A 13,289-nucleotide genomic window follows, 5' to 3' on the forward strand; every position below is an offset into this window, starting at 1 on the left:
TCAAAAAAGAACGCCATGACTGCCACTGCCCTCACCCCGGCCCAACTGCGGCTGACCATCGAGCCGGCCAGCCTGGGCTTTGCCAGCACCGCCGAACTGCGGGGCCTGCCCCTGCCCTGGATCGGGCAGGAGCGCGCCGAGGCCGCCGCGCGCTTCGGCCTGGGCCTGCAGCAGCCCGACTACAACCTGTTCGTGCTGGGCGAGGTGGGGAGCGGGCGCACCTCGCTGTTGCGCCAGGCCATGCAGGACGCCGCCGCGCAGCGCCCCGTGCCGCCCGACCTGTGCTACCTGCACAACTTCGACACCCCCGAACGCCCGCGCGCGCTGCGCCTGCCCGCGGGCCAGGGCCGCCTGCTGCGCCAGGGCATGGAGCAGGCCGTGCGCCTGCTACAGGCCGAGATCCCCAAGCGGCTCGAAGGCCCCGACTTCCGCGCCGACAGCGAACGCATCGAAAAGGCCTACCAGGCCAGCGAAGCACAGGCCTTCGCCGCGCTCGACGCCTTCGCCGAGTCGCTGCATTTCCGCCTCGCGCGCGATGGCGGACACATGGTCTTCACGCTGCTGGGTGACAAGGGCCTGCCCCTCACCGAGGACGAAGCCCACGCGCTGCCGCGCGAGCGCCGCGCCGAGATCGACATTGCCGAGCAGAAGCTGCGCGACGAGATCGCCCGCTTCCTCGAAGCCACGCGTCCGCTGGAACGCGAGCGCGACGATGCGCTGGAGAAGCTGCGCCGCCAGACCATCAAGCCGCTGATCGAGCGCGCGCTGCAGGACATCCGCAACGGCCTGCGCAAGCAGATCAAGGACACGGTGAAGCTCGGCCAGTGGCTCGACCAGGTCCAGCGCCAGGTGCTGGACCACCTGCCACTCTTCGTGGCCGGCGAAAGCGGCGAGGACGAGCGCAAGGACGCGCTCGACGACCTGCTCGCGCGCTGCCATGTCAACCTGGTGGTGGACAACGACGGCCTGGAGAGCGCGCCGGTCCTCATCGAGGACAACCCGCAGCCGCGCAGCCTGTTCGGCAGCATCGAATACCAGGCCGACGCCGACGTGCTGGTGGCCGACTTCTCGTGCATCCACGCCGGCAGCCTGCTCAAGGCGCACGGCGGCTTCCTCCTGCTGCACCTGCGCGACCTGCTCGGCGAAGAAAGCCTGTGGGAGCGCCTGCGCCGCTTCCTGCGCTGCAGCCGCCTGCAGATCGAGGAGGCCGGCGCCGCGCACGGCCCGATGGCGGCCGTGGCGCTGCAGCCCGAGGCGGTGGACGTGGACGTGAAGATCGTGCTCATCGGCTCGGTCGAGGAGTACTACGCGCTGCAGGAAGGCGACCCCGAGGTGGCGCGGCGCTTCCGCGCCAAGGTGGACTTCGCCGAGTCGTTCCGCGCCACGCCGCAGACGCGCCAGACCACGGCGGTGTTCATCGCCCAGATTTGCGCCAAGCGCGGCCTGCCCGATTTTTCCGCCGCCGCCGTGGCGCTGATGCTGGAGCAGGCGCACCGCGAGGCCGACGACCAATCGCGCCAGAGCGCCCTGTTCGCCCAGACCGAGGCGCTGGCCATCGAGAGCGCCGCGCTGTGCCGCGCGCGCGGCGGCGCCCTGGTGGGCCCCGAGGACATCGAAGCCGCGCTGCGGGCGCGCGCATTGCGCCACAACTACCCCGAGCAGCGCCTGCACGAAACCATCGCCGACGGCGAGCGCCTGCTGGCGCTCGGCGGCCGGCACGTGGGCCAGGTCAACGCGCTCACGCAGATCGACCTGGGCGACCACCGCTTCGGCTTCCCGGTGCGCATCACCGCGCGCGCCTACGCCGGGCACGAGGGCCTGCTCAACATCGAGCGCGAAGTCGAGATGTCCGGCCCCATCCACGACAAGGGCGTGCTCATCCTGCACAGCTACCTGATGGCGCTGTTCGGCCACATCGCGCCGCTGGCGCTCAACGCCTCCATCGTGTTCGAGCAGGAGTACAGCGGCGTGGAGGGCGACTCGGCCTCCTGCGCCGAGCTGTACGCGCTGCTGTCCTCGCTCTCGGGCCTGCCGCTGGCGCAGGGCATCGCGGTGACGGGCGCGCTCAACCAGCATGGCGAGGTGCTGCCCGTGGGCGGCATCAACGAGAAGATCGAGGGCTGGTTCCGCGCCTGCGAGGAAGCCGGGCTCGACGGCACGCAGGGCGCGCTGATCCCGGCGCGCAACCAGCGCCACCTCATGCTCGACCGCCGCGTGGCCGAGGCGGTGGCCGAGGGGCGCTTCCATATCTGGACCGCCGCCCATGTGAGCGACGGCATCGCCTTGCTCACCGGCCAGGCGCCGGGCATGGATGCCCACACGGCCACGGGCGGGGAAGGCAGCGTGCTGGGCCGCGCCGAGCAGACCTTGCGCGCCTTCCGCCGCGCCTGCCAGGCCGCCGGCCGCACCCGCCCGGCCCGCCGCACGCGCGGCACGGATGGCGGCGCGCCATGAGCGACGACGCACCCGGCAGCGACCCGCGCGCCTTCCTGCGCGCGCTGTTCGACGCGGCCGTGGCGCGCGCCCAGCCCGCGCACGCGCTCGCGCCCTTCCTGCCACCGCCGCCCCGTGGCCGCACCGTGGTGGTGGGCGCGGGCAAGGCCGGGGGCGCCATGGCGGCGGCGGTCGATGCGCTGTGGCCCGCCGGCGCGCCGCTGTCGGGCCTGGTGGTCACGCGCTACGGCCATGTGCCGGCTGGTTACCGCGACATGCCGCGCCGCATCGAGGTGGTGGAGGCCGCGCACCCCGTGCCCGATGCCGCCGGCCAACAGGCCGCCGCGCGCATGGCGCGACTGGTGCGGGGGCTGGGGCCGGATGATCTGGTGCTGGCCCTGGTCTCGGGCGGCGGCTCGGCCCTGCTGGCCCAGCCCGCGCCCGGGCTAACGCTGGCCGACAAGCAGGCCGTGAACCAGGCCCTGCTGCGCAGCGGCGCCGCCATCGACGAAATGAACTGCGTGCGCAAGCACCTCTCGGCGCTCAAGGGCGGGCGGCTGGCGCGGCTGGCCGCGCCCGCGCGCGTGGTCACGCTGCTCATCAGCGACGTGCCGGGCGACGACCCGGCCATCATCGCCAGCGGCCCCACGGTGCCCGATGCCAGCACCTGCCAGGACGCGCTGGCCATCTGCAGGCGCCATGGCATCGCCCTGCCCCCGGCGGCGCTGGCGGGGCTGGAAAGCGGCGCCTTCGAGACTCCCAAGCCCGGCGACCCGGTCTTCGCGCGGCACACCGTCCAGCTCGTGGCCACGCCGCAGCAGAGCCTGGAGGCCGCCGCCGCGCTGGCGCGCGCGCACGGCGTGGCGGCGCACATCCTGTCCGACGCCATCGAGGGCGAGAGCCGCACCGTGGGCCAGGTGCACGCCGCGCTGGCCCGCCAGGTGGCGCGGCACGGCCAGCCCTTCGCGCAGCCCTGCGTCATCCTCTCGGGCGGCGAGACCACCGTCACGCTGCCGCCGCCGGGCAGCGCCACCGGCGCGCAGGGGCGTGGCGGCCGGGCCAGCGAGTTCCTGCTGGCCTGCACCATCGCGCTGCAGGGCGAGCCCGGCGTGCACGCGCTGGCCGCCGACACCGACGGTATCGACGGCATCGAGGACAACGCGGGCGCAGTGATAGCGCCCGACACGCTGGCGCGCGCGGCCGCCCTGGGGCTCTCGGCCAGCGACTTCCTGGCACGGCACGATGGCCATGGCTTCTTCGCGGCGCTCGACGACCTGGTGGTCACCGGGCCGACGCTGACCAACGTCAACGACTTCCGGGCCTTCTACCTGCCTTGATTCTTGCAAAATCGGGCCATGAAGCCCATGCAACAAGCGCCATAAGCTATTAAATATATAGCAAAAGACGGCTTTAGAGTTAGCTCCCGAGGCCACGCAAAAGCACGCGGCCGGCGGGCAGAATATGTCTCACATGTGACCTTCCGGGCCTCTGCATGGGGGTTTTCCAGGGCATGGCCCGGCCACCGGCGGCTGATACTCCCGGCCACATGGACGGGCGGTCCCGCGCCCGCCCTGCCTTCCATCACCCAAGCAACCACGACAACCATGCCCACTGTGACCGATACCACCGCCCTGCCCACGCGGCGCCATGTCCTGCAGGCCACCGCCGCCGTTGCCCTGGCGGCCCCCGCGCTGGTGCGCGCCCAGGCCGAGCCTTGGCGCATCGGCCAAACGGCCGCGCTCACCGGTCCGCTGGCGTTTCCGTTCGTGGAGATGAACAAGGGCATCGCCGCGGCCTTCAAGGAGGTGAACGACCGCGGCGGCATCGACGGCCGGCCGGTGGAGCTGGTGAGCCTGGACGATGGCGGCGCGCCCGACAAGGCGGCCGAGAACACCCTGGCCCTGCTGCAGAAAGAGCAGGTGTTCACCATGTTCGCCTGCGGCGGCACGACCAGCGTGATGGGCGCGCTCAAGGTGCTGGCCGAGGCCAAGGTGCCGCTGATCGCGCCGGCCTCGGGCTCGGACGCGCTGCGGCCGTTCAACCCGCTGGTGTTCCACACCCGCGCCAGCTATGCGCAAGAACTCAGCAAGATCGTCAAGCAGCTCGGCTCCACGGGTTTCACGAAATGCGCCGTGCCCTATTTCGACAACCCCTTCGGCAAGGCCACGCTGGCGGCCTTCGAGGCGGCCGCGCGCGAGCACAACAACACGCAGTGGAAGCCTTTCCTGATCGCCGAGACGCCCGAGGGCATCGCCAAGGGCGTGGACGAGATCGCGCAGTGGCAACCCTATTCGCTGATTTCTCTGTGCATCGGCGCCAGCGGCCTGCCTTTCTTCAAGGCCCTGCGCCAGCGTGTGAAGGCGCCCGTGTTCTCGCTGTCGTTCCTCGGGTCGCGCCCGGTCCTCAGCGCGATGGGCGAAGCCTCGATCGGCATCACGGTGGCGCAGGTCGTGCCCAACCCGGCCAACCCGGCGATCCCCGTGGTCAAGGCCTATCAGGATTCGATCCGCAAGATGGGCGGCATCGAGCCCGGCTACTCCTCGCTCGAAGGCTACGTGAACGCGCGCATCCTGCTCGAAGGCCTGCGCCGCGCGGGCCGTGGCGCCACGCGCGAGAAGCTGGTCGAGGCCCTGCACTCCATGCGCCCCTACGACCTGGGCGGCTTCGAGGTGCGCTACGGGCCCAAGGACCACAGCGGCACGGATTTCGTGGAGCTGACGTACTTCAACGGCGAGCGCTTCAGGAGATAAGGACAACCCCCTGTGGCGCTGTGCGCCTTCTCCCTTCTCTGACATCGCTGCGCGATGTGGAAGGGGGACACCGCCAGCGCGGCGGGGCGGCCCTTGCGCGGCGGTCCTGGCCTGGGCCGCGAACCTTTCATGCGCCGCAGGTGATGCTGTGCTCCCCAAAAGTCCAAGATGCACGCCCTCCCGCGCGCCCACCAGGCGGCGGCACGGGAGGGGGCTCAAACCGCCTGTTCGGCCCGCGCCAGGAAGGCGTCCACCAGCGCGTAGTGCTCGGGCACGTTGAGCGCGGGCGCGTGGCCGCAGCCGGGCACCTCGATCACCTGCGCCAGGCCGCGCGCGCCGGGACCGCGCGCGAGCATCTCGGCCGTGGTCTCGCGCAGCACCAGGTCGGAATCCACGCCGCGCAGGCACAGCACGGGGATGTCGAGCCGGTCGTAGTGGTCCCAGATCAGGTAGTCGTTCGCGTGGTGCGTGAACTGCTGCACCATGGCCGGGTCGTAGTGCGGCGTCACGCGCCCGTCGCTCAAGCGCCGGGTGGAGGTCTCGGTGAGCCTGCGCCACTGGGCGTCGCTGAGCCAGCCGTAGGGCTTGTAGACCTGCCGGAAAAAGGCTTCGAGCTCCTGCACCGTGTCGAACGCGGGCGGCTGGCCCGCGTAGGCCTTGATGCGTTCGAGCGCGGCATCGGCCAAGCGCGGCGCGTTGTCGTTGAGCAGCAGGCTGCGGATGCGGCCGCGCAGTTGCGGCTCGAACAGCCCCGAAGCGCAGACCGTGCCGATGGCGCCGCCCATCGACGTGCCGATCCAGTGCGCCTGCGTGATGCCCAGTTGCGCGAACAGGTCCGCCGCGATGCGCGCATAGAAGGCCAGGCGGTATTCCTGCTGCGGGTTGCGGCTCCATTGGCTCAGGCCGCGCCCGACGGTGTCGGGGCAGATGACGCGGTAGCGCGGCGCCAGATGCTCGGCCAAGTCGTCCATGTCGCGCCCGGTGCGCGCCAGGCCGTGCCATGCGATCACCACGGGCGCCTCGGGCGCGCCCCATTCGGTGTAGTGGATTTCGTAACCGGCGCAGGTGGCGTAGCGGGAGGTGGGAGACATGGTGAAGGGCCTGTGAAACGTGGGGAGGTGCGGCGCGGCCCGGGGGCCGCGCCTTCCGGTCGATCCGCGTCAGTCGGGGATGGCGATGGCCCCCGCGGTGATGGCGATGGCGTCGCCCGCCGCCGCCGTGGCGGCCAGCGGCGGCACGTTGGCGGCCGTGATAGCCGGCGCGGCTCCCGGCGTGCCGCCGCGCGGCACGGTGCGCACCACCTGACTGGCGGGCAAGGCCTTGCCGCTGGCGAGGTGGTCGTACACCGCGTCGAGCGCGCGGTTCAGGTAGACGTGCAGCGGCACATAGCGCGAGTCGTAGCCCGGCAGCACCGTGGGCAGGCCGATGAAGCTGTCGAAATGCTGGGCATTCGTCACCTCCACGTAGCTCAGCTTGCTGCTGCCGCCTTCCACCTTGCGGTTCAGCGCGGCATAGGGGCGCGAGGTGTGGCTCACGGGCAGCAGGGCATCGGATCGGCCGTGCACGATGATGGCCGGCTTGCCGCGCAGGTTGCCGTTGCGCTGCGTCTCGCGCATGCCGGCCTGCAGCTTTTTCGCCGTATCGTCGGAGCCGGTGACAAGGTTGCGCAGGCACAGCGCCCCTTCGGTGTTCCAGTCGAAAGTGCCGTTGGACGACATCGACAGGAAATCGCGCGCCGCGCCCAGCTTGCCGTTGTTGTTGATGAGCTGCACGCCCCCTGACGGCGGCACGCCATTGCCCGTGGCGAACATGCCGGCCAGCGCGGCCGGCGCCAGCGGCGCCACGGCCCCGGCCGCCGTGGCACCGGCATAGCTGAAGCCGCAGAGGTGGTCCTTCACGCTGGCGCGTGCGAGCGCGTTGGCGAAGGTCACGGAGACGGCGGGCGCCACCTCGAAGGCCGCGTGCGAGGCATGCAGGTCATTGGACTCGGCTTCCCAGCCATAGGCACGCAGCTTCTGCAGCGCCTCTTCGGCCTGCGCCGCCGTGGTGCTGGCGGTGAGCAGGCCAGCGGCCTTGAGCGAGGCACAGCGGTTCGGTGCGATCGGCAGCGCGGCGCTGGCAAAACCGGCGGCGAAGGCCGCCGCATAGGGGCTGGACGCCACAGAGGGCGCCAGCGAGGCGCAGGACTGGTACAGATTGGCGTAGGTGGTGAAGTCCACGAGGTTCTTGCCCGTCACCGCGATGGCGCTGCCGCCGCGCTGCACGCTCACGCCCGCATCGGCTGGCAGTTCCACGGCGGGCTCGGACACCGCCACGCCGCTGATGAGGCCCTGCGTGTCCTGCTCTGCCGCCGCGATGGCGGCGCCGCCGCCGTTGGAGATGCTCGACGCGATCACGATGGTGTTGGCCGGGGTGAGCGTCTTGAGGCGCTGGCCGTTGTCGAGCGTGCCGAAGCGTTCGTTGAGCACGTAGTAAGCGAATTCCACCGCCTGCAGCGTGGTCTTGCCCCAGTCCTTCTCGGGGTTCTGGCCCGAGTGCGCGTGCTTGAAGGCGAAGCGGTGGGGCGTGGCCGTGTTGAAGGCCGCCAGTTCGCTGGCCGAGAGTCCGGCGTTGAACGCCGCGTTCTTGCCCGCCGCCGTGGCCGTGGCGCGCGTGCCGTCGATCAGCGGCACGGTGTCGTTCATGAGGTCGTGCGGAGCGCCGCCCGTGCCCTTGTCGGAATAGGCCACGGCGCAGCCGCGCTTGAGGCCCCATTCGCCCGTGCTGATGCCGCCATAGACACCGCGCGAGCCCGAGGCCGTGGCCGTGATGACGCAGGGCTTCTTGGGGTCGAAGCCGGCGGGCACCTGCACCATCAGCGTGACGTTCTGGCGCCCGCTGCCGTCGTCGGCGAAGGCGATGTATTCGGTGCCGGCCACCTTGCCCTCGCCGGCCGTCACGTTGCCCTGCGCGTCCACGTTCGGGCCGTACAGGCTGCCGTAGCCGCCGGCCGCCGTCATGTCGAGCATGGCGCGGTAGTTGGTGTGGATGGCCGTGCGGCGCAGCTCGGCCGCCGTGGGCTTGAGCGGGTCGGCATACGCGGGCGGCAGCGGCGAGGCCAGGCCGGTCTTGCCCAGGCCGGCGGTGAGCAGGTCGTCACTGGCGCCATCGTAGGTGGTGGCCTGGATCGCCCCCAGCCAGGCAGGCTTGGTGTTGAGGCTGGCGCCGCCACCGCCGCCACAGGCGGCCAGGACGGCGGCGGCCAGTGCGGCCGGAACGAAGGGGCGAATACAGGTCTTCATGCGTTTGTCTCCAGGGTGGTTTTATGGGGTTGCACAACCGTCGGGGAAACCTTCAACCGGGCCGGTGCGCGGCGGCCGCGCGCAGGCGCCCCACCACGCCGGTGGGGAAGTAATAGACCGAGAGCACGAACAGCAGGCCGAGCCAGAGCAGCCAGCGGTCGGGGGAGAGCAGCGCGGCCAGCCAGGGCAGGCCGGCGGCGGCCTCGTTGCCCAGGCGCAGCAGGTCCTGCAGGTAGCTTTGCGCCACCAGGAACAGCACGGCGCCGATGGCCGAGCCATAGATCGTGCCCATGCCGCCGATCACCACGATGAGCAGGCAGTCCATCATGATCTCGAAGCTGAGCGAGGTGTCCGGCCCGTTGTAGCGCAGCCAGAGCGCCAGCATGCAGCCCGCCAGCGTGGCGAACAGCGCCGACAGCACGCTCGACGTGGTGCGGTACACCACCACGCGGTAGCCGATGGCCTCGGCGCGGAACTCGTTCTCGCGGATGGCCTGCAGCACGCGGCCGAACGGCGAGTTGACGATGCGCAGCAGCGCCAGCACCAGCACCACGGCGGTGACGAACAGCAGGTAGTAGCAGAGCAGGCGCCCGTCGATGCTCACACCCAGGAAGGGCTCCTCGAAAGGCTCGAAACTCGGCGACAGGATCTCGGGCACCTTGAAGGTCAGGCCGTCCTCGCCACCCGTGATGTCGGAGAGCTGCGAGGCCAGCGTCTGGAACGCGGCCGCCACGGCCAGCGTGATCATGGCGAAGAAGATGGCGCGCACGCGCAGCGAGAACAGGCCCACGGCCAGCGACAGCAGCAGCGACAGCAGCAGCGCGCCGCCCACGCCCACGGCCAGCGCGCTCCAGGTGGGGCCCATGCGCGTGGTGGCCACGGCGATGCCGTAGGCGCCGATGCCGAAGAACATGGTGTGGGCGAAGCTCACGATGCCGGTGTAGCCCAGCAGCAGGTCGAAGCTGGCCACGAGCACCACGAACACCAACACCTTGGCCGCCACCGACAGCGCCTTGACGCCAGGGAACAGGAAGGGCGCGAACGCCAGGCCCAGCAGCACGGCCAGGAGGATGACCGCGAGCCACTTGCTGCGCGGGTAGTCGCCGGAAAGAAGTCGGTTCAGCATGTCAGTCGGCTCCTGTTCAGCGGTTGGCCACGGGATAGACACCCTGGGGGCGCCAGAGCAGCACCGCGACCATGAGCGCGATGTTGGAGAACAGCGCCACCTTGGGCGCCAGGAAGCCGGTGTAGTTGGCCATCAGGCCCACCAGCAGCGCGCCGATCAAGGCGCCGCCGGTCGAGCCCAGGCCGCCGATGATGATGACGATGAAGATCAGCACGTTGACCTGCGCGCCCATCTGCGGGATGACGTTCTGCTGGTACAGGCCCCACATCACGCCGCCCAGGCCGGCCAGCGCCGAGCCCACCACGAACACGCCCACGAACAGGCGCCGAATGCGGTAGCCCAGGCTTTCGACCATCTCGCGGTCCTGCACGCCGGCGCGGATCAAGAGGCCCACCTTGGTGCGCGAGAGCGTCCAGGCCAGCAGGCCGAACACCACCAGGCCCACGGCCACGGCCACCAGCCGGTATTTCTCGATGGCGGCATCGCCCACCAGCAGCGAGCCGCGCATGCCCTCGGGCAGCGGCAGCGGAATCTGCTGCGGCCCCCAGATGACCTTGATGAGTTCCTCGCCGATGATCATCCCGCCCATGGTGATGAGGATCTGCTTGAGGTGCTGGCCATACACCGGGCGCACGATGAAGCGCTCGAACGCCAGGCCCAGCGCGCCCGCCACCAGCATGGCCACGACCATGGCGGGCAGCACGGCCACGAGGTTGCGCCACAGCTCGTTTGATCCCGTCCAGTCGCCCATGGCGCCGAGCACGCTGGTGGCGACGAAGGCGCCCAGCGCGATGAACACGCCATGGCCGAAGTTGAGCACGTCCATCAGGCCGAACACCAGCGTGAGGCCCGAGGCGATGATGAAGATGATCATGCCCATGGCCAGGCCCGCCACCGTGAGCGTGAGCCAGGTGCTGGGCGAGCCGATCAGCGGCAGCACGATCAGCGCCAGCAGCGGCACCAGCGCCAGCGGTTTCCAGTCAAAGTCTCGGGCGTTCATGGCAGGGCCTTTCGCAGGGCTTGATGTGCTATTTTTTCAATAGCTGCTTGCGCTTTATTCATAATGGCTAGAGGCATATTTGTCATAAAACCTCGTCAGAGAGCCAGCCCCAGCAGGGACTGCTGCAGCGCCTCGTCGGCGGCCAGGTCGGCCATGCTGCCGGCGTGCACCACGCGGCCGTTGTCCATCACGGCCACGGCGTCGCCCAGGCGCTTGGCGAAGTTGATGTTCTGCTCGACCAGCAGGATGGTCACGCCGCTCTTCTTGAGCTGGTCGAAGGCGTCGATCATGTTGTTGATGATGGCCGGCGCCAGGCCCTTGCTGGGCTCGTCCACGATGAGCAGCTCGCGCGGCTCGACGATGGCGCGGCTCACGGCCAGCATCTGCTTCTGCCCGCCGCTGAGCTTGCCCGCGGGGTGGTTCCAGAACTTCTCCACGGCCGGGAACAGCTTGAAGATCCACTCCAGCCGGGCCGGGTCCATCTGCCCCGCATGGCTGGCCTTGCGCGCGGCCAGCAGCATGTTCTCCTTGACCGTGAGGTCGGCGAAGATGCCCATGTTCTCGGGCACATAGGCGATGTTCATGCCGGCGATCTGCGGCGTGTGCAGCGCCGTGATGTCCTTGCCAGCGAAGGTGATCTGGCCCTGCGAGGCGTTCCACAGGCCCATGATGGTGCGCAGCGTGGTCGTCTTGCCCGCGCCGTTGCGGCCCAGCAGCATGGTGAGCTGGCCCCTGGGCACGGCCAGGTCGACGCCGTGCAGGATGTGGTACGCCCCGATGTGCGTGTGCACGCCCCTGAGCTCCAGAAGGTTGGTGGTGCTCATGCGGCCTCCTTGTCTGCGTCCTTGCTCACACCCAGGTAGGCTTCCTGGACCACGGGCGATGCGATCACCTCGGCCGGCAGGCCGTCGGCTACCAGCGTGCCGTTGGTCAGCACGATGATGCGGTCGGCCAGTTCGCGCACCACGTCCATCTTGTGCTCCACCAGCAGGATGATCTTGGTCTTGTCCTTCTTCAGTTCGCGGATCAGGTTCAGGATGACGGGCGCCTCGTCGTGGCTCATGCCGGCCGTGGGCTCGTCGAACATGTAGACCTGCGGCTCCAGCGCCATGAGCAGCGCCACTTCGAGCTTGCGCTGGTCGCCGTGCGGCAGGCTGGCGACGGGGGTGTCGCGCCGGTCGAGCATGGACACGGACTGCAGAAGCTGCTCGGCGCGCTCGGTGAGCTGGCGGTGGTCGCTCCAGATGCTCCAGAGGTTCAGCCCCCGGCGGTGCCCGCCCTCGCGCGTGGCCTGCACGGCCAGGCGCACGTTCTCCAGCACCGTGAGGTTGGGGAACAGGTTGGTGAGCTGGAACGCCCGGCCCAGGCCCGCGTGCGTGCGCTGCGAGACGGACTGCCCCGTCAGGTCGCGCCCGCCCAGCGACACGCGGCCGCTGGTCGCCTTGAGCTGGCCGGAGATCAGGTTGAAGTAGGTGGTCTTGCCCGCGCCATTGGGGCCGACGATCGCGGTCAGCGTGCCCGGCTCGAACGAGCAGGTCACGGCATTCACCGCCACATGGCCGCCGAAGCGGATGGTCAGGTCTTGGGTCGCCAGCATCCGGGGTCGAGGCTCCACAAAATTGAAGAAAAAAGTGCTCCCAGCGCTTGCACGGCAAGCGTTAGCAACTATGAAATCAGTAACAACCGAGCGCTACGATCGCACCGGGCGCGGCCCAGGCCAGCGGCCACCGCGCAAGGGCCGCCCCGCCGCGCTGGTGGCGTCCCCCCCTTCCCGGACCGCGCAGCGAGGCGAGAAGAAGGGGGAAGCGGCGCAGCCGCTCAGGGGGATGCCCTTACCGCTTGTTGCGGATGGGCACGTTCATTTCCTCTGGCTTGATCTCGCGCACCAGCTCGGGCACGCCCCAGGCAAAGGCCGGGTCCACCTTGATCTTGAAGTGGTACATGCTCTGCATGGCCTGATGGTCTTCCTTGCGGAAGGTCATCTTGCCCTTGGGCGAGTCGAAGCTCATGCCTTCCATGGTCTTGATGAGCTTGTTGGTGTTGGTGTCGCCGTTCGTGGCCTTGAGCGCCGTCACCAGCGCCATGGCCGAGCTGAAGCCACCCGCCGTGAAGAAGTCTGGCGGCGTCTTGAACTGCTTGTAGTGGGCGGCCACCAGCGCCTCGTTCACCGGGTTCTTGGGAATGCCGAAGTAGTAGTAGGTGGCGCCTTCCATGCCCGGGAAGTTCTTGTAGCTGGCCATCGCCGGCAGAATGTTGCCGCCCGTGGCGATCTCGATGCCGTAGCGCTTGAGGTCCAGATCGGCGATCTTGAACGGGTTGCCCGCGCCGGCCCAGATGATGAAGATGATCTTGCGGCCCGGCTGGTCCTTGAGCTTGTCGATCAGGCGCTGCGCACCGGCGGTGAAGTCCGTGGTGTTCGTGGGCAGGTATTCTTCGTGCACGAGCTTGGCGTTCTTCAGCGCGTCCTTGAAGGCCTTCACGCCGTCACGGCCGAAGGCATAGTCCTGCGCCAGCGTGGCCACGGTCACGCCGGCCTTGTCGATCGCCACAGCGTTGCTGATGGCGTCCTGGCTGCTGTTGCGGCCCGTGCGGAAGATGTACTTGTTCCACTTCTCGCCCGTGATGGCGTCGGCCACGGCGGGCTCGACCAGCAGGATCTTCTTGTATTCCTCGGCCACCGGCAGCAGCGCCAGCGCCAC

Annotated in this window: 10 protein-coding genes; 3 read left to right on the forward strand and 7 right to left on the reverse strand. The window is 69.6% G+C overall.

Annotation, left to right across the window (positions count from 1 at the left end; all coding sequences use genetic code 11):
* The first annotated feature begins 15 nt into the window (after positions 1-15).
* The 3 genes from D8S75_RS14445 to D8S75_RS14455 all read left to right on the forward strand — a co-directional run bounded on the left by D8S75_RS14445 (position 16) and on the right by D8S75_RS14455 (position 5,183).
* Positions 16-2,454, forward strand: coding sequence for a Lon protease family protein (locus D8S75_RS14445; protein WP_119967059.1), 2,439 nt, complete (start codon positions 16-18; stop codon positions 2,452-2,454).
* A complete protein-coding gene (locus tag D8S75_RS14450; protein ID WP_119967060.1) occupies positions 2,451-3,770 on the forward strand; it encodes a glycerate kinase type-2 family protein in 1,320 nt (439 codons plus the stop codon). The genes D8S75_RS14445 and D8S75_RS14450 overlap by 4 nt, the downstream gene beginning before the upstream one ends.
* A gap of 267 nt (positions 3,771-4,037) precedes the next feature.
* The gene (locus tag D8S75_RS14455; RefSeq protein WP_119967061.1) at positions 4,038-5,183 is read left to right on the forward strand and encodes an ABC transporter substrate-binding protein; all 1,146 of its coding nucleotides are present in this window, start codon (positions 4,038-4,040) and stop codon (positions 5,181-5,183) included.
* A 215-nt stretch (positions 5,184-5,398) separates the two neighbouring features.
* Here D8S75_RS14455 and D8S75_RS14460 read toward each other — a convergent pair whose 3' ends face one another.
* The 7 genes from D8S75_RS14460 to D8S75_RS14490 all read right to left on the reverse strand — a co-directional run.
* Positions 5,399-6,274 (reverse strand): alpha/beta fold hydrolase, encoded by an 876-nt coding sequence (locus D8S75_RS14460; RefSeq protein ID WP_119967062.1) that lies wholly within the window; start codon positions 6,272-6,274, stop codon positions 5,399-5,401.
* A gap of 69 nt (positions 6,275-6,343) precedes the next feature.
* A complete protein-coding gene (locus D8S75_RS14465; RefSeq protein WP_119967063.1) occupies positions 6,344-8,464 on the reverse strand; it encodes a D-(-)-3-hydroxybutyrate oligomer hydrolase in 2,121 nt (706 codons plus the stop codon).
* Positions 8,465-8,516: 52 nt separating this feature from the next.
* Complete coding sequence (locus tag D8S75_RS14470) at positions 8,517-9,590, reverse strand: branched-chain amino acid ABC transporter permease (RefSeq protein WP_119967064.1); 1,074 nt, start codon at positions 9,588-9,590, stop codon at positions 8,517-8,519.
* 16 nt (positions 9,591-9,606) lie between these two features.
* Positions 9,607-10,590, reverse strand: a complete 984-nt coding sequence (locus D8S75_RS14475; protein ID WP_119967065.1) for a branched-chain amino acid ABC transporter permease — start codon at positions 10,588-10,590, stop codon at positions 9,607-9,609.
* 95 nt (positions 10,591-10,685) lie between these two features.
* Positions 10,686-11,414 (reverse strand): ABC transporter ATP-binding protein, encoded by a 729-nt coding sequence (locus D8S75_RS14480; protein WP_119967066.1) that lies wholly within the window; start codon positions 11,412-11,414, stop codon positions 10,686-10,688.
* Positions 11,411-12,187 (reverse strand): ABC transporter ATP-binding protein, encoded by a 777-nt coding sequence (locus D8S75_RS14485; RefSeq protein ID WP_119967067.1) that lies wholly within the window; start codon positions 12,185-12,187, stop codon positions 11,411-11,413. Before D8S75_RS14485 ends, D8S75_RS14480 begins: the two co-directional genes overlap by 4 nt.
* A 235-nt stretch (positions 12,188-12,422) precedes the next feature.
* On the reverse strand, positions 12,423-13,289 hold an 867-nt coding region (locus D8S75_RS14490), incomplete at its 5' end, for a substrate-binding domain-containing protein (RefSeq protein WP_232829057.1).

Source organism: Simplicispira lacusdiani, assembly GCF_003604195.1.
Classification (GTDB): Bacteria; Pseudomonadota; Gammaproteobacteria; order Burkholderiales; family Burkholderiaceae_C; genus Simplicispira; species Simplicispira lacusdiani.